Here is a 20575-nt window from a genome sequence, read left to right as displayed (position 1 = left end):
CGATGTCCTTTCACGAGATCCGGTTTCCCGCCCGGCTGTCCTTCGGGTCGGTCGGCGGGCCTGAGCGATTGACCGAGGTGGTGACGCTCGCCAACGGCCACGAGGAGCGGAACACGCCCTGGGCGCATTCGCGGCGGCGCTACGATGCGGGCGTCGGGCTGCGCTCGCTCGACGATGTGGGCGAGGTGATCGCCTTCTTCGAGGCGCGGCGCGGCCGGCTGCACGGCTTTCGCTGGAAGGATTGGGCGGATTTCAAATCGTGCCAGTGCTCGGGCGACGTGGCCTATGACGACCAGGTGATCGGGGTCGGCGATGGCGAGACGACACAGTTCCCACTGATGAAGACCTATCGATCGGGCGAAGAGACCTACGGGCGGCCGATCGACAAGCCGGTGCCGGGCACAGTCCGGGTCGGGGTGGCCGATGACGAGCTCGTGGATACGGTGCATTACGAGGTCGACACCACGACAGGCATCGTCACCTTCGCAACGGCGCCCGATATCGGCGTGGACGTGCAGGCGGGGTTCGAATTCGACGTGCCGGTGCGGTTCGATACGGACCTGATCCTGACCTCCGTCGAGACGTTCCGCGCGGGCGAGGTGCCCGACGTGCCGGTGATCGAGGTGCGGGCATGAGCGGGTTGCGCGACAGTCTGGCCGGCGGGGCGAGTTCGGTCTGCCGGGCCTGGGTGCTGCGGCGGGCGGATGGCCTGATCCTCGGGTTCACGGATCACGACCGGGATCTCGAGGTTAACGGCGTCCTCTGCCAGGCGGCGTCGGGGATGAACGCGGGCGCGCTCCAGCGTTCGACCGGGCTTGCGGTGGACAACGCCGAGGCGTCCGGCGCGCTGAACCACGAGGCGATCCGGTCCGACGACCTTCGGGCGGGAAAGTGGGATGCCGCCGAGGTGACGATCTACCTGGTGGACTGGAGCGATCCGGCGGCGTTCGAGATCACGTTTCGCGGCACGTTGGGCGAGATCGGCTGGGGGACGGATGGCGCGTTCACCGCCGATCTGCGCGGTCTGGCCGAGCCCTTGGGCGAGGTTCAGGGCCGGGTCTTCCAGACACGGTGCGATGCGACCCTGGGTGACGCGCGCTGCGGCGTGGTGCTGGGACCGCTCTATTGCGAAGAGGTGGAGGTGCTGGCGGCGGACCGGGAGGAAGCGGCGTTGCGCCTGCCGGAGCTGCGCCACTTTGCGCCGAAATGGTTCGAGCGGGGCCGCTTGATCGTGCTGAGTGGCGGGGCCGAGGGACAGTCCGAGCGCATCAAGACCGACCGGATCGAAAACGGGGCCCGCGTCCTGACGCTCTGGTCGTCGCTGCGGTTGCCGGTGGCGCCGAGTGACCGGGTTCGAATCGAGGCGGGCTGCGACAAGCGACGCGAGACCTGCCGCGATATCTTCGACAACGTTCTGAATTTCCGGGGCTTTCCCGACGTGCCGGGCGAGGACTGGCTGATGGCCTATCCGACGGCGGCGGGCCAGAACGACGGGGGTCGTCGATGACCGGCGCGGTGGTGGAAGCCGCGCGCGGCTGGATCGGCACGCCCTACCTTCACCAGGCGTCGGCGAAGGGGGCCGGTGCGGATTGCCTCGGGCTGATCCGCGGCGTTTGGCGCGAGGTGGTGGGCCGGGAGCCCGCGGATGTGCCGCCCTACACGCCCGATTGGGCAGAGCCGCAGGGCGACGAGGCGTTGTGGGCGGCGGGGATGGCGAACCTGCGAGCGGTGTCGGTCCGGTCTGACTGGGCGCCGGGGCAGGTCCTTCTCTTCCGGATGCGGGACCGGTCTGTCGCCAAGCATCTGGGCATCCTCAGCCGCGTCGGTGCGACGGCGGCGTTCGTGCACGCCTATTCGGGGCACGGCGTGGTCGAATCCTCGCTGTCGCAACCGTGGCGCCGCCGCGTCGTGGCGCGCTTTCTTTTCCCAATTTCCTGAACTGACGGGGGTTCGTTCATGGCGACCTTGGTACTCGGCGCCGTTGGCGCCGCCATCGGCGGATCCCTCGGCGGATCGGTCTTCGGCGTCAGCGCCGCCGTGATCGGGCGTGCGGTCGGCGCGACGGTGGGCCGGCTGGTCGACCAGTCGATCATGGGCGCGGGCTCGGAGGCGGTCGAGCATGGCCGCGTCGACCGGTTCCGCCTGACGGGCGCGTCCGAGGGCGCGGCGATCCCGCGGGTCATCGGACGGGTGCGGACCGGTGGACACGTCATCTGGGCGACGCGGTTCAAGGAGCATCGCACGACCTCCGGGGGCGGGGGCGGCAAGGGTGCGCCGAAGGCCCCGCAATCGACGAGCTTCACCTATTCCGTGTCGCTGGCGATGGCACTTTGCGAAGGCGAGATCCGGCGGGTCGGACGGATCTGGGCGGATGGCACCGAGCTGGCGCGAGACAGCGTGCAGATGCGCGTCCACAGGGGCGCCGAAGACCAATTACCCGACAGCCTGATCGAGGCGATCGAGGGCGCGGGCGCCGCCCCGGCCTATCGCGGCACGGCCTACGTGGTGTTCGAGGACCTGGACCTGACGCCGTTTGGAAACCGCGTCCCGAACCTGTCCTTCGAGGTGGTGCGCCATGTCGAGGCCGAAGGCGAGGTCCCGTCGCCCGCCGAACTGATCGAGGGCGTGGCCCTTGTGCCGGGCACGGGCGAATACGCGCTGGCGACGACAGCGGTACATTACGACCATGGCGGGGGATCGAAGGATTCCGCCAACGTGAACACCGAACAGGGTGTCGCGGATTTCAACGTCGCGCTGACCGACCTGGTCGAGGAGTTGCCGCGCGTGCGGTCGGCCTCGCTGGTTGTGTCGTGGTTCGGGAACGATCTGCGTTGCGGGTCGTGCAAGGTGCGGCCGCGCGCCGAGCAGAACCTGTCCGAGGGCACGCCGATGACCTGGCGCGTGGCGGGGCTGGATCGGGCGGCGGCGGGGGTCGTGCCCGAGTTGGAGGGGCGGCCCGTCTATGGCGGCACGCCTGCCGACGCGGCCGTGATCGAGGCGATCGAGGGGGCGGCGGCACAGGGGTTGGACGTGACCTTCTATCCGTTCATCCTGATGGACCAGTTGGCGGGGAACGGATTGCCGGACCCTTGGGGCGGCACCGAGCAGGGCGCGCTGCCATGGCGGGGGCGGATCACGACGGATCTTGCGCCGGGTGTCGACGGATCCAGCGACGGCACGGCGGCCGCCGAGGCGGAGGTGGCGGCGTTCTTCGGGACGGCGACGGCTGCGGAATTCTCGGTGCGCACGCTCTGGGGCGGGCAGCGAGTGATCGACGGGCCGAGCGAAAATTCCTACCGCCGGTTCATCCTGCACTACGCGGCACTCTGTGCCGCCGCCGGCGGGGTCGAGGCATTCTGCATCGGCTCGGAAATGCGGGCACTTACGCAGATCCGCGGGGCCGATGGGCGGTTTCCGGCGGTCGAGCAGATGATCGCCCTTGCGCATGAGGTTCGGCTCCTGCTGCCCGACGCGCAGATCGGCTATGCTGCGGATTGGACGGAATATTTCGGCTACCAGCCGACGGGGACGGCGGACCTGCGCTATCATCTCGATCCGCTCTGGGCGAGTGACGCGATCGATTTCGTGGGCATCGACAACTACATGCCGATGTCGGACTGGCGCGCGTCGGATGGGCACGCGGATGCGGAGGCGGGCGGGGTGCATGACCTCGGCTACCTGCGGTCGAACATCGAGGGCGGCGAGGGCTTCGACTGGTACTACGGCTCGCCCGAGGCACGGGCGGCGCAGCGGCGCGATCCGATCACCGACGGGGCGTTTGGCGAGCCGTGGGTCTGGCGCTACAAGGATATCAGATCGTGGTGGGGAAAGCCGCATCACGAGCGGGTGGACGGCCTGCGGTCGGACGAGCCCACGGCCTGGATCCCTCAATCGAAGCCGATCCGATTCACGGAGTACGGCTGTGCGGCGATCGACAAGGGGGCGAACCAGCCCAACCGCTTCGTCGATCCGAAGTCCTCGGAGTCAGGCCTGCCACACTACTCGGACGGGCGGCGCGACGACGCGATGCAGATGCAATACCTGCGGGCCTTCCTGTCGCATTGGTCGGCGCCGGGGGTGAACGCCCTGTCCGATGTGGACGGGAGGCCGATGGTCGATCTCGGGCATTCCTTCGCCTGGGCCTGGGACACGCGGCCCTGGCCCGCCTTTCCGGAGCTGAGCGACTATTGGAGCGACGGAGCGAACCACGCGCGGGGGCACTGGATTTCGGGCCGGTCTGCGGCGCAGCCGCTTGCGACGGTGATCAAGGCGATCTGCCTGCGGGCGGGGGTGCGCGCGGTGGATGTGTCGGGGGTGCACGGCGTCGTGCGTGGCTATGCGATCGACCAGGTTCAGTCCGGTCGCGCGGATCTGCAGCCGCTGCTGCTGGCGCATGGGATCGAGGCGCATGAGGCGGGTGGACGGCTGGTCTTCACCATGCGGGCGCGCGCGCCGGTCCATGATGTGGTGACGGACCTTCTGGTCCGTGAGGCGGATGCGCCGGTCGTGGGGCTGAACCGTGCGCCCGAGACCGAGGTGTCGGGCCGGGTGCGGGTGACCCATGTCGATGCGGGCGGATCCTTCGAGGTGCGGGTGGGCGACGCCGCGCAGCCGGGCGACGCGCCGGTGCCCGTGGCCGAGACCGAGCTTCCGCTGATGCTGACGCGGGGCGAGGGCCACGCGCTGGCGGAGCGGTTTCTGGCCGAAGGTCGTGTGGCGCGCGACGAGCTCTCGGTGATCCTGCCGCCGTCGCGGCGGGAGGTCTCGGCAGGCGATCTGCTGCGGCTCGACGGGTCGGGCGATCTGTGGCGGGTGGACCGCTTGGAGGATCGCGGGGCGCGCGCGGTGACGGCGATCCGGACGGAGCGCGGTCTCTACGAGCCGAGCGACGCGGTCGAAGACGGTTCGGGGCGGGCGCGTCCGCTGGCGCCGTTGCCGGTCGAGGCGCTGATCCTCGATTTGCCGCAACTGACCTCGGCGGGGTCGCCGCACGCGCCCCATGCCGCGATCGCGGCGCGGCCGTGGCCCGGCAGCGTGGCAATCCATTCGTCGATCGAGGACGCGGGCTACCGACTCGACGAGATGATCGACGTGCCGTCGATCATCGGGACGACCGAGACGGTGATGGCGCCTGCGCGACCGGGGCTCTGGGACGAGGGCGATGCGCTGCATCTGCGCTTGCCGGTGGGGGCGCTGGCCTCGGCGTCCGAGGCGGCGGTGCTGGCCGGGGCGAACGCCGCGGCGATCGGCGATGGCGCGGCGGGGGGCTGGGAGGTGTTCCAGTTCCGCGAGGCACGTTTGGTGGCCCCGCAGGTCTGGGCCTTGAGCGGGCGGCTGCGGGGGCAGCGCGGCACGGAACGGCAGATGCGCGAGCCGTGGCCGATCGGCAGTCGCGTGGTGATGCTGGATGGCGGCCCGGTACAGCTGGACCTGCCGCAGGAGGCGCTGGGGCTGGAGCGGCATTACCGGATCGGGCCGTCGCGGTTCTCCTACGACCATGAATCCTATGTCCATCGGCAGGTGACGGTTGTGGGCGAGGGATTGCGTCCCTTCGCGCCGGTACACCTGCAGCTGGGTGAAGAGGACGGCACCGATGTCGTCTCGTGGATCCGGCGCAGCCGCAGTTTCGTGGATGGTTGGGGCGAAGCGGGGGTGCCGCTGGCCGAGCGGCGCGAGACCTATGATGTCCGACTTCTCGACAGCCTCGGCGGAGACGTGGCCACGGCCACGGTTCACACGCCCCGCTGGGTGGTGCCGATGGGCGCGGTCGTGCCGGGAAGCGCGCAGGTGGTGGAGGTCCGGCAGGTGTCGGAGGAATTCGGACCGGGTCATCCCGCGCGGCTGACCCTTGCCTGACCCGCGTCATTGCGCCGGGGTCCGCGGGTGGTTAGCTAGTGGACCCTACCGCGGAGGAACGCGCCATGTCCGTCAATCCGAACGCCGTCCATTCGGTCGATTTCGTCTGGGAGCAGACCGTCGAGGAGGCGCGCGCGCTCCTGCGGGATGAGCCGCTGCTGGGCGGGTTGGTGCATGGGTCGATCCTGCACCATTCGTCGCTGGAGGCCGCGCTGGCCTACCGGTTCGCCCAAAAGCTGTCGTCCAACGAGATGAGCGAGCAGGTGCTGCGCGAGATCGCCGATGGCGCGATGGCCGCCGATCCCGAGATCGCCATGGCGGCGCGCGGCGATGTCGTGGCCATCTTCGAGCGCGACCCGGCCTGCCACCGATTCATTCAGGCGCTGTTGTATTTCAAGGGCTTCCAGGCGGTCACCGCCTATCGCATCGGTCATTGGCTGTGGCGGACGGGGCGCAAGGACCTAGCCTATTACGTGCAGATGCGGGTGAGCGAGCGGTTCGGCGTGGACATCCATCCGGGCGCGCGGATCGGGCGCGGCATCATGATCGATCACGCCCATTCCATCGTCATCGGCGAGACGGCGGTGGTCGGCAACAACGTCTCGATGCTGCACTCGGTGACGCTGGGCGGCACGGGCAAGGAAGACGACGATCGGCACCCTAAGATCGAGGACGGGGTCCTGATCGGGGCTGGTGCGAAGGTCCTGGGCAATATCCGGGTCGGGCATTGCTCGCGGATCGCGGCCGGGTCGGTCGTGCTGGAGGACATTCCGCCCAAGAAGACCGTGGCTGGCGTGCCGGCGCGGGTCGTGGGCGAGGCGGGCTGTGCGCAGCCGTCGGTGATGATGGACCAGTTGATCGGCGTGCGCGGCAGCGACGACGACTGATCCCCAGGCAAATGAACGAAAGGCGGCGCCGGGGGTATCCCGGCGCCGCCTTTTTTGTTCGACCGGACGCTCAGGCGAGCATGGTCATCGGGTTTTCGAGATTGTCGGCAAAGGCCTTCAGGAACTCGGCCCCGAGCGCGCCGTCGATGACCCGGTGGTCGACGCTGAGCGTGACCGACATGACGATGGCGGCGGTGATCTCGCCATCGGCGCCGATTACCGGCTTCTTGACGCCCGCGCCGACCGCGAGGATCGAGCCGTGGGGCGGGTTGATGACCGCGTCGAAATTGTCGATCCCGAACATCCCCAGATTTGAGATCGCGAAGCTGCCGCCCTGGTACTCGTGGGGGGCGAGCTTGCGGTCGCGGGCGCGGGTGGCGAGATCCTTCATCTCGGCGCTGAGCGCGCTGAGCGACTTCATGTGTGCGTCCTTGAGGACGGGGGTGAAGAGCCCGCCTTCGATGGCCACGGCCACGGCGACATCCGAAGGCTTCAGCTTGATGATGCGGTCGCCCGCCCAGACGGCGTTGGCGTCCGGCACGGCCTGAAGGGCGAGGGCGCTGGCCTTGATGATGAAGTCGTTGACCGAAAGCTTCACGCCCCGGTCTTCGAGCTGCTTGTTGAGCTGGCTGCGGAACTTCATCAGGTTGTCGAGCCGGATGTCGCGCCGCAGGTAGAAATGCGGGATCGTCTGCTTGGCCTCGGTGAGGCGTGCGGCGATCGTCTTGCGCATCCCGTCGAGCTTGACCTCTTCGAACTCGCGACCCTCGTACATCTTGAGGACCGTCTCGGCCCCCATGCCAGCGGCCATCGCGGGCTTCTGGCCCTCGGTCTTGGCGGCGGGCGCGGTATCGGCAGCGGCGGTCGCGGGGGCCTTGGCGGGGTCGAACGCCTCGACATCGGCCTTCACGATGCGGCCGCGCGGGCCGGAGCCCTTGACCTGGGCCAGATCGATCCCCTTGTCCTTGGCGATCCGGCGCGCGACCGGGGTCGCGAAGATGCGGTCGCCCTTGGGCGCGGCGGGCGTCGCATCGGCGGCACCACCGGCCTCACGGCCGTAGCCGGCCTGCGGCTCGGTTGCGGGGGTGGCGTCGGCGGGCGCGGCGTTGGACGACGCCTCTGGCGCTTTCGGGGTCGAGGCGGAGGCGACGTCGTCGGCGCTTTCACCCTCTTCCAGCAGCACGGCGATGGGCGAGTTGACCTTCACGCCTTCGGTGCCCTCGGCGACGATGATCTTGCCGATCGTGCCCTCGTCGACGGCCTCGAACTCCATCGTGGCCTTGTCGGTCTCGATCTCGGCCAGAAGGTCGCCGGATGAAACCGTGTCCCCCTCCTTGACCAGCCATTTCGCGAGCGTGCCTTCCTCCATCGTGGGGGAAAGTGCGGGCATCAGGATCTCGGTTGCCATGATCGCGGCCCCTTACTTGTAGGTCACTTTGCTGACGGCCTCGACGACTTCGTCGGTCGTCACGAGCGCCAGCTTTTCGAGGTTCGCCGCATAGGGCATGGGCACGTCCTTGCCGGTGCAGGTGATGACCGGCGCGTCGAGATAGTCGAACGCGCGCTGCATGATCGTGGAGGCCATGTGGTCGCTGAAACTGGCGACCGGGAAGCCTTCCTCGACCAGCACGCAGCGGTTCGTCTTCATCACCGAGGCGAGGACCGTGTCGTAATCGACTGGCCGGAGCGTCCGGAGATCGACGACCTCGGCCTCGATCCCGTCGGCGGCCAGCTTCTCGGCGGCCTCGAGCGCGTAGGTCATGCCGATCCCCCAGCTCACGAGCGTCACGTCGGAGCCCTCGCGCCAGATCTTCGCCTTGCCGAAGGGCACGGTGAAATCGTCGAGCTTGGGCACGTCGAAGGACTTGCCGTAGAGGATCTCGTTCTCGAGGAAGATGACCGGGTTCGGGTCGCGGATCGCGGTCTTCATCAGGCCCTTCGCGTCGGCCGCGGAGTAGGGCATCACGACCTTGAGGCCGGGGATGCTGGCATACCATGCCGCGTAGTCCTGGCTGTGCTGGGCGCCGACGCGGGCGGCGGCGCCGTTGGGGCCGCGGAACACCATGGGCGCGCCCATCTGGCCGCCGGACATGTAGAGCGTCTTGGCCGCCGAGTTGATGATCTGGTCGATCGCCTGCATGGCGAAGTTGAAGGTCATGAACTCGACGATGGGCTTCAGACCCCCGAAGGCCGCGCCGACGCCGATGCCGGTGAAGCCATGTTCGGTGATCGGCGTGTCGATGACGCGCTTGTCGCCGAACTCGTCCAGCATGCCCTGGGTGATCTTGTAGGCGCCGTTATATTCGGCCACCTCCTCGCCCATGACGAAGACGGTGTCGTCGCGGCGCATCTCCTCGGACATGGCGTCGCGCAGGGCTTCGCGGACGGTCTGCTGGACCATCTCGGTGCCCTCGGGCCAGTCGGGCGAGGCGTTGGATTGCGGGGCAGGGGTCTCGTCGGCGACGCGGGCGGCGGCGGGCGCGGGCGTCGCGGCCTCCTCCTTTGCGGGCTGGCTCTCGGCGGCGGGCGTCGTGGTGACGTCGTCGGCGCTTTCACCTTCTTCCAAGAGCACGGCGATGGGCGAGTTGACCTTCACCCCCTCGGTGCCCTCGGCGACGATGATCTTGCCGATCGTGCCTTCGTCGACGGCCTCGAACTCCATCGTGGCCTTGTCGGTCTCGATCTCTGCCAGGATGTCACCGGAGGCGACGGTGTCGCCCTCCTTCACGAGCCACTTGGCGAGCGTACCCTCCTCCATGGTGGGGGAGAGGGCGGGCATGAGGATCTCGGTCGCCATCACACGGCCTCCTGCGGAATTTCGTCGGCGTAGATGTCGGTCCAGAGCTCCTCGAGCGCGGGCTCGGGGCTTTCCTTGGCGAATTCGGCGCTCTCGTTGACGATGTCCTTGATCTCCTTGTCGACGGCCTTGAGGTCGTCTTCGGTCGCGTGCTTGCCGGTCAGCAGCATCTGGCGGACCATCTCGATAGCGTCGCGCTTCTCGCGCATCTCCTGCACCTCGTCGCGGGTGCGGTATTTCGCGGGGTCGGACATCGAGTGGCCCCGGTAGCGGTAGGTCTTGATCTCGAGGATATACGGACCCTTGCCCTCGCGGCAGACGGCGACGGCCTTCTCGCCCGCGGCCTTGACCGCGAGGACGTCCATGCCATCCACTTCCTCGCCCTTGATGCCGTAGGCCGCGCCCCGCTCCCAGTAGCTGGGCGAATGGGTCGACCGCTTGGTCGAGGTGCCCATGGCGTACTGGTTGTTCTCGATCACGAAGATGCAGGGCAGGTTCCACAGCTCGGCCATGTTGTAGGCCTCGTAGACCTGGCCCTGGTTGGCCGCGCCGTCGCCGAAATAGGTGAAGGTGACGTTGTCGTTGCCCTTGTACTTGTCCGAGAAGGCCAGCCCCGCGCCCAGCGGCACTTGCGCCGCGACGATGCCGTGACCACCGTAGAAATGCTTCTCCTTCGAGAACATGTGCATGCTCCCGCCCTTGCCCTTGGAATAGCCGCCCTCGCGGCCCGTCAGCTCGGCCATGACGCCCTTGGGGTCCATGCCGCAGGCCAGCATGTGGCCGTGGTCGCGGTAGGAGGTAATGCGCTTGTCGCCTTCCTTGGCCGTCGCCTCGAGGCCGACGACGACAGCTTCCTGACCGATATAGAGGTGGCAGAAGCCGCCGATCAGACCCATCCCGTAGAGTTGGCCCGCCTTTTCCTCGAAGCGTCGAATGAGGAGCATATCGCGGTAATATTGAAGCAGCTCGTCCTTCGAGACGTTCGGCTTGGCGGAACTCTTGCGTGTGGCCATGGGGCGGCAGTCCTCCGGTCGCAGGATCGTTCAACGTTAAACAATCTGCTACACGATCCGTTCCGCTAGGGACAGATCCTGTTACCGCAAACGCGTTCGCGCCGTTATTCCACGAGGATTTCGTCCGTCCGCGCCATGCCGAGGACGAGACGCGCGCGTTCGTCCAGAAGGTCGAGATCGAGGTAGTCGTCCGAGAGCCGCCGCGTCGCGTCGCGCATCCGCGCGGCCTGCTGGTCCAGATTGGCCAGCTCGGCGCGCAGCAGATCGCGCTCGGCCTCCAGCTCGACCCGGCGAAACACGCCGTATTCGCCCTGGACGGCGGCGAAGACGAAATAGCTGGCGAACAGGATCAGAAGGATCGGGAGGATCAGGCCGTAGCCCGCGCGTCTGCCTGTGGTCGTCATCTGCCGTGCCTCGCTCGGGTGCCTCTGACGGGCGCCTCGGGGGCGTTATGACATGGGGCGGGGCGCGTGTGAATCCCCCTGCGACAGGGCCGTGGCGGATGCGCCACGGGCGGCCTAGCCGGCGATCGAGGCTGCGTGGATCGAATCGATGGTCTCGGCCAGCTGGCGGTCGAAGGCGGCCTCGTCCTGGTCGTCCGACAGCCCCTCGGTCAGGGCGCGGCTGAAGCTGGCGATGACGCCGCGATTGCGCCCCAGACGGTCATTGGCCTCGGCCCGCGAATAACCGCCCGAGAGCGCCACGACCCGGAGTACCTTCGGGTGGTCCACCAGCGGGGCGTAGTGGTTGTCGACTTCGGGCAGGGTCAGCTTGAGCATCACCTCGGCCCCGTCGGGCAGATGGTCGAGCCCCTGGAGGATCCGGTCGCGCAGGATCGTCTCCGCGTCGGCCTTGTCGGCGATGGAGATCGTCACCTCGGGCTCGAGCATCGGGACGAGGCCGTGGCCGAGCACCTGCGCGCCGATCTCGAACTGCTGGTCGACGATCCGGCCGATGCCATCAGGGTCGGCGGCGTCGATCACCGAGCGTTCCTTGGTGCCGAAGATGCCCTTGGCCTTCGCGCGCTCCAGCGTCGCGTCGAGATCGGGGATCGGCTTCATCAGCTGGACGCCGTGGTTTTCGGGCTCGAGCCCCTTGTCGATCTTGAGGAAGGGGACGACGCCGCGCGTCTCCCAAAGATAGGTCGCGGCGGGCTGGCCGTCGAAGTCGCGATCCATCGTCTGCTCGAAGAGGATCGCGGCGATCACCTTGTCGCCGGAGAAGGCGGGCGACGTCACGATCCGCTCGCGCATGGCGTGGATCAGGTCGAACATTTCCGCGTCCGAGGCATAGCGGTCCTCGTCGATCCCGTAGAGTCGCAGCGCCTTGGGGGTCGAGCCACCCGACTGGTCGAGTGCCGCGACGAACCCCTGTCCGGCGCGGATCTTGGCGGCTTGATCGGTCTGGGACATGGGGCGGCTCCGGGCTGGCAGGACGGGATGCTCCGGCACCTAGGCCGCGCTCCGGTCGCCGTCCATCCTGTTCGCGCTATCAGTCTTCGAGGGCCGCGACGCCCGGCAGGGTCTTGCCTTCCATCCATTCGAGGAACGCGCCCCCGGCGGTCGAGATGTAGGTGAAATCGTCGGCCACGCCCGCGTGGTTGAGCGCCGCGACCGTGTCCCCACCGCCCGCGACCGAGACCAGTTGGCCCTTGCGGGTCAGATCCGCCGCGTGGCGCGCGGCGACGGTGGTGGCGTTGTCGAAGGGCGTCATCTCGAACGCGCCGAGCGGGCCATTCCAGATGAGCGTCGCGCACCCGTCGAGGACGGTGCGGATATGGGCCACGCTGTCGGGCCCGGCATCGAGGATCATGTGGCCGTCGGGGACCTCTTCGACCCGAACGGTCCGGGTCGGGGGATTGGCGCGGAACTCGGCGGCGGTGACGACGTCGCGGGGCAGGAGGATTGCGCAGCCCGCGGCCTCGGCCTTGGCGGCGATCTCGCGGGCGGTGTCGAGGAGGTCATGCTCGCAGAGGCTCTTCTTCACGTCGACGCCTTGCGCGGCGAGAAAGGTGTTCGCCATGCCGCCGCCGATGATGAGGTGCTGCACTCGGGTCACGAGGTTGCCCAGCAGGTCCAGCTTGGTCGAGACCTTGGCCCCGCCGACCAGCGCGGCCACGGGCGGCTTCGGATCGCCGAGCGCCCGTTCCAGCGCCTTCAACTCCGCTTCCATCAGGCGCCCGGCACAGGCGGGCAGCTTCCGGGCCAAGGCGTGGGTCGTCGCGTGGGCACGATGCGCCGCGCTGAAGGCATCGTTGCAATAGACGTCGCCCACGGCGGCGAGGCGGGCGGCGAAGGCCTCGTCGTCCTTTTCCTCACCGGGGTGGAATCGCACGTTCTCGAAGAGGAGGACATCGCCCGCACCCATGGCCGCGACGGCGGCGCCGTAGTCGCCATCCGCAAAGGTCACCTCGGTGCCCAGATGCTTGGACAGGGTTGGCACGAGCTGGCGAAGCGACATCTCGGGCACGACCGTCCCCTTGGGGCGGCCGAAATGCGCCAGGAGGACCGGCTTTCCGCCACGGGCGAGGATGTCGCGCACGGTGGGCACGATGCGTTCGATGCGCGTGGCGTCGGTGACGCGGCCGTCCTCGACGGGGACGTTGATGTCGACGCGGGTCATGACGACGCGCCCGTCGAGCTCCATGTCGTCGAGGGTCTTGAAGGGCATGACGCAGCTCCTGTGGAGGGAGGCCGGTGCTCCGCCCCGGACCCCGGCATATTTACGGAACATCGATGGGCGGCGGGGGGCATCGTTCCGGTCTGTGCATTTGCGACGGTCCGGGGCGGGCGATCACTTCGCCGCCGACCCCGATCCGGTCCGTGCTAGATCAGGGATCCCATCTTGACCGCCGTGTCGGCCATCCGGTTCGAGAAGCCCCACTCGTTGTCGTACCATGTCAGGATGCGGCACATCTTGCCGCTATCCATCACCTTCGTCTGGTCGGTGGCGAAGATCGAGGAATGCGGGTCGTGGTTGAAATCCGACGAGACCAGCTTCTTGTCGGTCACGTCGAGGATGCCCTTCAGTTCGCCCGCGGCGGCGGCGCGGATCGCGTCGTTGATCTCGTCCACGGAGGTGTCGCGGGCGGCGGTGAAGGTCAAATCGACCACCGAGACGTTGGGTGTCGGCACCCGGATCGCCACGCCGTCGAGCTTGCCGTTGAGTTCCGGCATCACGAGGCCGACGGCCTTGGCGGCCCCGGTGGAGGTCGGGATCATCGAGAGCGCGGCGGCGCGGGCGCGGTAGAGATCCTTGTGCATCGTGTCCAGCGTCGGCTGGTCGCCGGTATAGCTGTGGATCGTGGTCATGAAGCCGCGCTCGATCCCGATGGCGTTGTGCAGGACATGGGCCACGGGCGTCAGGCAGTTGGTGGTGCAGGACGCGTTCGACACGATCAGGTCGTCGGCGGTCAGGGTGTCGTGATTGACGCCGTAGACGATGGTCTTGTCGGCATCGGTTCCAGGCGCGGAGATCAGGACGCGGCTGGAGCCGTTGTCGAGATGGGCCTGACACTTCTCCTTGGAGGTGAAGATCCCGGTGCATTCCATCACCACGTCGACATCCGACCAAGGCAGGTCGGCGGGGTTGCGGATCGCGGTGACGCGCATCTGGCCCCGGCCCACGTCGATCCAGTCGTCGCCGGTCGTCACCTCGGCGGGGAAGCGGCCATGGACGCTGTCATATTGCAGAAGATGGGCGTTCGTCTCGACTGGGCCGAGGTCGTTGATCGCGATCACCTCGATGTCGGTCCGGCCCGATTCGACGATGCCGCGCAGGACGTTCCGACCGATCCGACCGAAGCCGTTGATTGCAACCTTGACCATGATGTCCTCCGGGGATGGGCGATACGTTCGAGCGGCAACCGGACGTTACCGCTAACGGTTCCGGCGCTAGCATGTCGTGGGACATTCGTGCAACCGGAGGATGCGTCGGGTGCTCAGCGCCAGAAGGAGATGTAGTCCGACAGGCGGATCAGTTGACGCCCGAGGAAGACGATCACGCCCGTGTCGTTCAGGAGGATGTCGGCCAGCGCGCAGGCGAGAAGCGCGAGGCCGGTCACGAAGGCGGGACGGTTCGTCATGGCGGGAAGCTTCGCAGGGCGCAGCATCGATGGACAGAGGGCAGGGGCCGGGCGGGCGCGGGGTGTGCGCGCTGCGCCACGGACGGGTGCCTCAGATCAGGCGGCCCATATGTCCCGCGACGTCGGCCATGCGGCACGAGAACCCCCATTCGTTGTCGTACCAGGCGAGGACCCGGACGCTGCGGCCGACGACCTTGGTCTGGTCGGGCGCAAAGATGCAGGATTGGGTCGTATGGTTGAAGTCGATCGAGACCTTGGGCTCGGGATCGTAGGCCAGCACCGCACCCATATGGCCCGCCGCCGCCTCGGCGACGATGGCATTGACGTCGGCCACGGTGACGTCGCGGCCCGCCTGGAAGGTGAGGTCCACCGCCGAGACATTGGGCGTCGGCACCCGGAGCGCCGTCCCGTCGAGCTTGCCCGCAAGCTCGGGCACGACTTCGCCGATGGCCTTCGCCGCGCCGGTCGAGGTCGGGATCATCGCCATGGCGGCGGCGCGCGCGCGGTAGAGGTCGTCGTGGCGTCGGTCGAGCGTCGGCTGGTCTCCGGTATAGCTGTGAATCGTGGTCATGATTCCGCTCTCGATGCCGATGGCGTCGTTGAGGACCTTGGCCAGCGGGGCGAGGCAGTTGGTCGTGCAGGAGGCGTTCGACGCGACATGGTGGTCGGTGGTGAGGCTGCGATGGTTCACGCCGTAGACCACGGTCAGGTCGGCGCCGGTCGCGGGGGCCGAGACCAGCACCCGCTTGGCCCCGCGCGCGAGATGGATCGCGGCGGCGTCGCGGCGGTTGAACTTGCCCGTGCATTCGAGGACGACGTCTACCCCCTCCCAGTCCAGCGTCTCGGGGTCGTAGGTCGACTGCACCCGGATCGGCCCGTGCCCGAGGTCGATCGCGTCGCCCTCGACCCGGACCGTGCCGCCGTAGCGGCCGTGGACGCTGTCATAGCGAAGGAGGTGGGCGTTGGTCTCGATCGGGCCGGTGGCGTTGAGGGCCACGACGCTGACGTCATTGCGCCCGGCGCTCGCGATATGGGCCAGCGTGCAGCGCCCGATGCGGCCGAAGCCGTTGATCCCGATGGTGACGGTCATGCCATGCCCCCCTGTGCCCCGAGGCCGGGATAGGCGGCGCGCGGCGCGGCGGGCAACGGACAATCGGCATGCGGCGGCATCCCGTTAGCGTTAAACCGGGCCGGTGGCGGTAACGGTTAACGCTAAACCTCGCCGGGTCACGTGGCGGCGGAACCTTGATGCGGACGGATGGGCGCTAGATCACCCGTCAGACGACAGGAAGGATTCGCGCGCCATGAGTGGACTTCTCGCATTGCTCGACGACGTGGCGGCCATCGCCAAGGTCGCGTCGGCCAGCATCGACGATATCATCGGGCAGGCCGCCAAGGCCGGGACCAAGGCGGCGGGCGCGGTGATCGACGACGCCGCGGTGACCCCGAAATACGTCCACGGCTTCGCCGCCGCCCGCGAATTGCCGATCGTCTGGAAGATCGCCCGGGCCAGCGCGTTCAACAAGCTGGTGATCCTGCTGCCGGCAGCCCTGATCCTGTCGGTCTTCGCGCCGTGGCTGATCCCGTGGTTCCTGATCCTCGGCGGGCTCTACCTCTGTTACGAGGGGGCCGAGAAGGTGTGGCACTGGCTCGTGCCGCACGACACGCTGGCCAAGATCAAGGACCCCGAGCACACGCCCCTCGACGCCGCCCATCTCGAGGAGCAGCGCGTCAAGGGTGCGATCAAGACGGATTTCATCCTCTCGGCCGAGATCATGACCATCGCGTTGGCCTCGACCGATCCGACGGCCGGGCTCTGGACGAAGGCCGCGGTTCTTGGCGTCATCGCGGTCGTCATCACGGTCGCAGTCTATGGCGCGGTCGCGCTGATCGTGAAGGCGGACGACGTGGGCCTGCACCTGGCCGAAGAGGGCCGGACGTCCTTCGGCCGCCGCCTCGGGGTCGCCATCGTCAAGGGGATGCCGGGCTTCATGACCGGCCTGACCGTCGTCGGCACGGCCGCGATGCTCTGGGTCGGCGGCAACATCGTCGTCCATGCCTTGCACGAGATCGGCTGGCATCTGCCCTACGACACGGTCAAGTCGCTGGCCGCTGCCGTGTCCGACGGCGGGTTCCTCAACTGGCTGGCCACGGCCGTGCTGGACGGCATCATCGGGGTCGTTCTGGGCCTTCTGCTGATGCCCGTGGTGGGCGCGGTCCTCGGGATGCTCGGCAAGAAGGACGACGCGGCGGCGCATTAGGCCGGGAGAGTGACGCGCGCCGCGGGGCCCTTCTTGTCGCGACGGAACGTCTCGGGCCGCGCGTCGATCCACTTGGGCCAGCTCTTCTCCGGCGTCGCGGTGATCCTGAACGTGGGATCGGACCGGCGGACGAGGGCGTTCAGCTCGGGCAGCGGGACCGAGCCGCCGCGCTCGCGCAGAAGGTCCACGACGCGGCTCTCGATGGTCGGCGGGGCTGCGGTCGGGGACGGCAATTCGTGGAACTCGGTGCAGGCGGCGCGGAACGTCTCGGGCGCCTTGGCATCCCCGATGCCCATGATCCGGCGGCCCGCTTCGCGCAGCGCCAGAGCGACATGCCGGAAGTCGCCGTCCGCCGTGGCGATCACGATGGCGCCCGGATCCGTCGTCAGCGCGACCTGCATCGACTCGACGGCCAGGAGCAAGTCGGCCGCGTTCTTGCCGCACCAGGCGTCGCAGAACCGGATGCCCGGTTCCGCCCGCCACGCGCTGTGGCTTGCATTCCCGTAGGCCCGGACGATCCGCAGCGGCCCGAGCCGGCCGGCAACCGCGCGGAGGGCGCCGGCGTGCCTCGCGGAGAGGTTGTCCGCATCGATGAAAAGGGCGACGCCGCGCGGGGTGGATGACAGGTCCATGCCCCGACCTGCCACGGCCATGTGGCGAAATCGCGGCGTCGCGGACCCGTCAGAGCAGCTCGCGCGCCGCCTTGGCGACGGCTTCCGCAGTGATGCCGAAATGGTCGAACAGCTCGCCCGCCGGAGCCGAGGCCCCGAAGTCGTGCATTCCGACGAATGCGCCCTTTTCCCGCTTGCCGCGCTCGCCATAGAGCCAGCGATCCCAGCCGAAGCGGATCGCCGCCTCGACGGCCACCCGGACGGGACCGGCGGGCAGGATCTTCTTGCGGTATTTCTCGTCCTGCGCCTCGAAGAGCTCCCAGCAGGGCATCGAGACGACCCGGGTGCCGATCCCGTCCTGTTGCAGCAGGTCGCGCGCGGCCATGGCGACATGCACCTCGGAGCCGGTGGCCATGAGGATCGCCATGCGCTTCCCCTCGGCCTCGGCCATTACGTAGGCGCCCTGCGCGACGAGGTTCTTGTTCGAGAACTCTGTGCGCTGGGCCGGCAGACCCTGCCGCGTCAGCACGAGGACGGACGGCGTGCGCGTGGAGGTCAGCGCCAGCTCCCACGCCTCGGCGGTCTCGGTCGTGTCGCAGGGGCGGAAGGTGTTGGTATTGGGGGTCGCGCGGCAGATGGCGAGATGCTCGACCGGCTGGTGGGTCGGTCCGTCCTCGCCCAGGCCGATGGAATCGTGGGTCATCACAAAAGTGGACGGGATGCCCATCAGCGCCGCCAGCCGCATCGCGGGGCGGGCGTAGTCGGTGAAGGCGAAGAAGGTGCCGCCATAGGGCTTGGCCCCGCCATGCAGCGCCATGCCATTGATGCAGGCGGCCATACCGTGCTCGCGGATGCCGAAATAGATGTAGCGTCCGGCGCGGTTGTCGGCCGTGAAGATGCCCATGTCGTCGGTCAGCGTGTTGTTCGACCCGGTGAGGTCCGCCGAGCCGCCGATCGTCTCGGGCATGATCGGGTTCACGATCTCCAGCACCATTTCGGACGAGCGGCGCGTGGCGACCTTGGGCTTCGTCTCGACGAGCTGGCGCTTCATCGCCTTGATGGTCGCCGAGAGCTTCTTCGGCGCCTCGCCGCGCAGGGCGCGCTCGAACTGGTCGCGCTTGCCCCGGCCCAGCTCGGCGAAGCGGACCTCCCACTCGGCGCGGGCCTCGGAGCCGCGGGCGCCGATCTCCTCCCATTCGGCCTTGAGGTCGGGCGCGATCTCGAACGGCGCGGCCTCCCAGCCATAGGCGCGTTTGGTGGCCGCGATCAGGTCGGGATCGGTCAGCGCGCCGTGCCCCTTGGACGTGTCCTGCGCGCTCGACCCGATGGCGATATGCGTCTTGCAGGCGACCATCGTGGGCTTCTTGCCCTTCTTGGCGTCGGTCAGGGCGGCGTCGATGGCCTCGGGGTCGTGCCCGTCCACCTCGATCACGTCCCAGCCGCTTGCCTTGAAGCGCTGCCGCTGGTCGGTGCTGTCCGAGATCGAGACCTTGCCGTCGATGGTGATGCCGTTGTCGTCCCAGAGGACGATCAGGTGGCTCAGCTGTAGGTGCCCGGCCAGCGCGATGGCCTCCTGACTGACGCCCTCCATCAGGCAGCCGTCACCCGCGATGACCCAGGTGTGGTGGTCGACGATCTTGCGGCCGAAGCGGGCGCGCTGGATCTCCTCGGCGATGGCGAAGCCGACCGAGGTGGCGATGCCCTGGCCGAGCGGGCCGGTCGTGACCTCGATGCCCGGCGCGTGGCCGTATTCAGGGTGGCCGGCCGTGATCGCGCCGAGCTGGCGGAAGTTGCGGAGCTGGTCGAGCGTCATCTCGGGATAGCCCGTCAGGTGCAGCAGCGAGTAGAGCAGCATCGATCCGTGGCCCGCCGAAAGGATGAACCGGTCGCGATCGGGCCAGTCGGGGCGCGCGGCGTCGAACTTGAGGTGCTTTTCGAAGAGGACGGTGGCGACGTCGGCCATGCCCATCGGCATGCCCGAATGACCCGAATTGGCGGCGGCGACGGCATCGAGCGTCAGCGTGCGGATCGCGGCGGCGCGGCGCCAATGGCCGGGGTTGGCGGCGCGCAGGGCGTCGAGGTCGGGTCCGGTGGTCTCGTCGGTCATATGATGCTCCCTCGGGCTTTGCCTCTCCCTAGGCGGGGGCGCGCGGGCGTGCAAGCCAAGGGGCGCGCGGGCTTTGACACCGGCGACGGTTTGGGGTCGATTGGCCCCACACGACCCATTCAGAGGACGGACGAGATGGCGGAGCAGGCGGAACTCGACGCGCGGATCGCGCGCATACAGGCGGCGCTGGGTGCAACCGCGCGGGCGTTGAAGGCCGCGCAGGACCGCGCCTCCGCCCAGACGACCGATGGCGATGCAAAGGGGCTGCAGGCCGAGCTCGACGCCGCCCGCGCGCGGATCGCAGAGCTGGAGGCCGGGGCGCCCGCCGCCGACCCCGCGCATGCGCCGGGTGAAGCCGACGGCGTGCGCCTGCGCGCCGCGCTGGAGGCGATGGCGGCCACGAGCGCCGACCTGCGCGCCCAGACCGACGGTGCCATCGACGCCTCGCTCAAGGCCGAGAACGACGCGCTCCGCGCCGCGCGCGCCATGGACCTCGCCGAGATGCAGGCCCTTCTGGCGGAACTGGAACCCATGCTGGAGGCGGCCAATGCCTGACATGACCATCGAAATCGGCGACCGCACCTTCATCGTTGCCTGTCAGGACGGCGAGGAGGGATATCTCAACGCCGCCGCCGAACTGCTCGACCGCGAGGCCAAGGCCCTGTCGCAAAGCGGCGCGCGGCTGAACCAGGACCGGCTGTTGCTGATGGCGGGGCTGATGCTGGCCGACAAGACGATCTCGGCCGACGAGGAATTGCGTGCGCTCGACCGGCGGCTGGCCCAGCAGACCCAGCTTCTCGACGAGATGCGGGCCCATCCCGCACCCGAACCGAAGACGGTCGAGGTCATCAAGGAGGTGCCGACCGAGGTGATCCCCGACGAGGCCCTCGCCCGGCTCGACAAGCTGGCCGAACAGGCCGAGGCGATGGCGGCCGACGCCGCCGAACTCGCCGGCTAGG

Annotated in this window: 19 protein-coding genes; 8 read left to right on the top strand and 11 right to left on the bottom strand. The window is 68.5% G+C overall.

The window, feature by feature from the left end; translation table 11 throughout:
• Positions 1 to 2 precede the first annotated feature (2 nt).
• From Q0833_RS09440 to cysE, 5 genes are all read left to right on the top strand, one after another.
• Positions 3 to 635 carry a DUF2460 domain-containing protein gene (locus Q0833_RS09440; protein WP_298433139.1) on the top strand — a complete coding sequence of 211 codons (633 nt, stop codon included), beginning with the start codon at positions 3 to 5 and terminating at the stop codon, positions 633 to 635.
• Positions 632 to 1507 (top strand): DUF2163 domain-containing protein, encoded by an 876-nt coding sequence (locus tag Q0833_RS09435; protein WP_298433136.1) that lies wholly within the window; start codon positions 632 to 634, stop codon positions 1505 to 1507. The genes Q0833_RS09440 and Q0833_RS09435 overlap by 4 nt, the downstream gene beginning before the upstream one ends.
• Positions 1504 to 1938, top strand: coding sequence for an NlpC/P60 family protein (locus Q0833_RS09430; RefSeq protein ID WP_298433133.1), 435 nt, complete (start codon positions 1504 to 1506; stop codon positions 1936 to 1938). The genes Q0833_RS09435 and Q0833_RS09430 overlap by 4 nt, the downstream gene beginning before the upstream one ends.
• A gap of 18 nt (positions 1939 to 1956) precedes the next feature.
• Positions 1957 to 5856: a glycoside hydrolase/phage tail family protein gene (locus Q0833_RS09425; RefSeq protein WP_298433130.1), complete on the top strand. Its 3900-nt coding sequence runs from the start codon at positions 1957 to 1959 to the stop codon at positions 5854 to 5856.
• 65 nt (positions 5857 to 5921) lie between these two features.
• On the top strand, positions 5922 to 6743 hold the full coding sequence (gene cysE, locus Q0833_RS09420) for a serine O-acetyltransferase (protein ID WP_298433128.1): 822 nt from the start codon (positions 5922 to 5924) through the stop codon (positions 6741 to 6743).
• Positions 6744 to 6813: 70 nt separating this feature from the next.
• On the opposite strand, the gene Q0833_RS09415 is transcribed toward cysE, so the two are convergent.
• From Q0833_RS09415 to gap (Q0833_RS09375), 9 genes are all read right to left on the bottom strand, one after another.
• Positions 6814 to 8151, bottom strand: coding sequence for a pyruvate dehydrogenase complex dihydrolipoamide acetyltransferase (locus Q0833_RS09415; RefSeq protein WP_298433125.1), 1338 nt, complete (start codon positions 8149 to 8151; stop codon positions 6814 to 6816).
• Between the two features lie 12 nt (positions 8152 to 8163).
• A complete protein-coding gene (locus Q0833_RS09410) occupies positions 8164 to 9540 on the bottom strand; it encodes a pyruvate dehydrogenase complex E1 component subunit beta (RefSeq protein WP_298433122.1) in 1377 nt (458 codons plus the stop codon).
• Positions 9540 to 10553, bottom strand: coding sequence for a pyruvate dehydrogenase (acetyl-transferring) E1 component subunit alpha (gene pdhA / locus Q0833_RS09405; protein ID WP_298433119.1), 1014 nt, complete (start codon positions 10551 to 10553; stop codon positions 9540 to 9542). Before pdhA ends, Q0833_RS09410 begins: the two co-directional genes overlap by 1 nt.
• Before the next feature lie 104 nt (positions 10554 to 10657).
• Positions 10658 to 10957, bottom strand: coding sequence for a septum formation initiator family protein (locus Q0833_RS09400; protein WP_298433116.1), 300 nt, complete (start codon positions 10955 to 10957; stop codon positions 10658 to 10660).
• A gap of 114 nt (positions 10958 to 11071) precedes the next feature.
• Positions 11072 to 11965 (bottom strand): fructose bisphosphate aldolase, encoded by an 894-nt coding sequence (locus Q0833_RS09395; RefSeq protein ID WP_298433113.1) that lies wholly within the window; start codon positions 11963 to 11965, stop codon positions 11072 to 11074.
• A gap of 79 nt (positions 11966 to 12044) precedes the next feature.
• Positions 12045 to 13223: a phosphoglycerate kinase gene (gene pgk, locus Q0833_RS09390; protein ID WP_298433110.1), complete on the bottom strand. Its 1179-nt coding sequence runs from the start codon at positions 13221 to 13223 to the stop codon at positions 12045 to 12047.
• A 155-nt stretch (positions 13224 to 13378) separates the two neighbouring features.
• The gene (gene gap / locus Q0833_RS09385; protein WP_298435069.1) at positions 13379 to 14383 is read right to left on the bottom strand and encodes a type I glyceraldehyde-3-phosphate dehydrogenase; all 1005 of its coding nucleotides are present in this window, start codon (positions 14381 to 14383) and stop codon (positions 13379 to 13381) included.
• Between the two features lie 110 nt (positions 14384 to 14493).
• Entirely contained in the window at positions 14494 to 14637 is a 144-nt protein-coding gene (locus Q0833_RS09380) for a glyceraldehyde-3-phosphate dehydrogenase (protein ID WP_298433107.1), read from the bottom strand.
• Positions 14638 to 14728: 91 nt separating this feature from the next.
• Entirely contained in the window at positions 14729 to 15727 is a 999-nt protein-coding gene (gene gap / locus Q0833_RS09375; RefSeq protein ID WP_298433104.1) for a type I glyceraldehyde-3-phosphate dehydrogenase, read from the bottom strand.
• A 214-nt stretch (positions 15728 to 15941) separates the two neighbouring features.
• On the opposite strand from gap (Q0833_RS09375), the gene Q0833_RS09370 reads away from it, so the two are divergent.
• Entirely contained in the window at positions 15942 to 16898 is a 957-nt protein-coding gene (locus tag Q0833_RS09370) for a DUF808 domain-containing protein (RefSeq protein WP_298433101.1), read from the top strand.
• On the opposite strand, the gene Q0833_RS09365 is transcribed toward Q0833_RS09370, so the two are convergent.
• Together Q0833_RS09365 and tkt are read right to left on the bottom strand one after the other, a co-directional pair.
• Positions 16895 to 17530 (bottom strand): NYN domain-containing protein, encoded by a 636-nt coding sequence (locus Q0833_RS09365; RefSeq protein ID WP_298433097.1) that lies wholly within the window; start codon positions 17528 to 17530, stop codon positions 16895 to 16897. The genes Q0833_RS09370 and Q0833_RS09365 overlap by 4 nt on opposite strands.
• 49 nt (positions 17531 to 17579) lie before the next feature.
• Positions 17580 to 19616 carry a transketolase gene (tkt, locus tag Q0833_RS09360; protein ID WP_298433095.1) on the bottom strand — a complete coding sequence of 679 codons (2037 nt, stop codon included), beginning with the start codon at positions 19614 to 19616 and terminating at the stop codon, positions 17580 to 17582.
• Between the two features lie 135 nt (positions 19617 to 19751).
• Between tkt and Q0833_RS09355 the strand changes: the two genes are divergently transcribed.
• Both Q0833_RS09355 and Q0833_RS09350 read left to right on the top strand, forming a co-directional pair.
• Positions 19752 to 20171, top strand: a complete 420-nt coding sequence (locus Q0833_RS09355) for a hypothetical protein (RefSeq protein ID WP_298433092.1) — start codon at positions 19752 to 19754, stop codon at positions 20169 to 20171.
• Positions 20164 to 20574, top strand: coding sequence for a cell division protein ZapA (locus tag Q0833_RS09350; protein WP_298433089.1), 411 nt, complete (start codon positions 20164 to 20166; stop codon positions 20572 to 20574). The genes Q0833_RS09355 and Q0833_RS09350 overlap by 8 nt, the downstream gene beginning before the upstream one ends.
• Position 20575: the final 1 nt, after the last annotated feature.

The organism is uncultured Jannaschia sp. (genome assembly GCF_947503795.1).
In the GTDB taxonomy this organism is placed as follows: domain Bacteria; phylum Pseudomonadota; class Alphaproteobacteria; order Rhodobacterales; family Rhodobacteraceae; genus Jannaschia.
The sequence above is the reverse complement of the archived record's forward strand: the minus strand, read 5'-3'. Positions and strand labels throughout refer to the sequence as shown.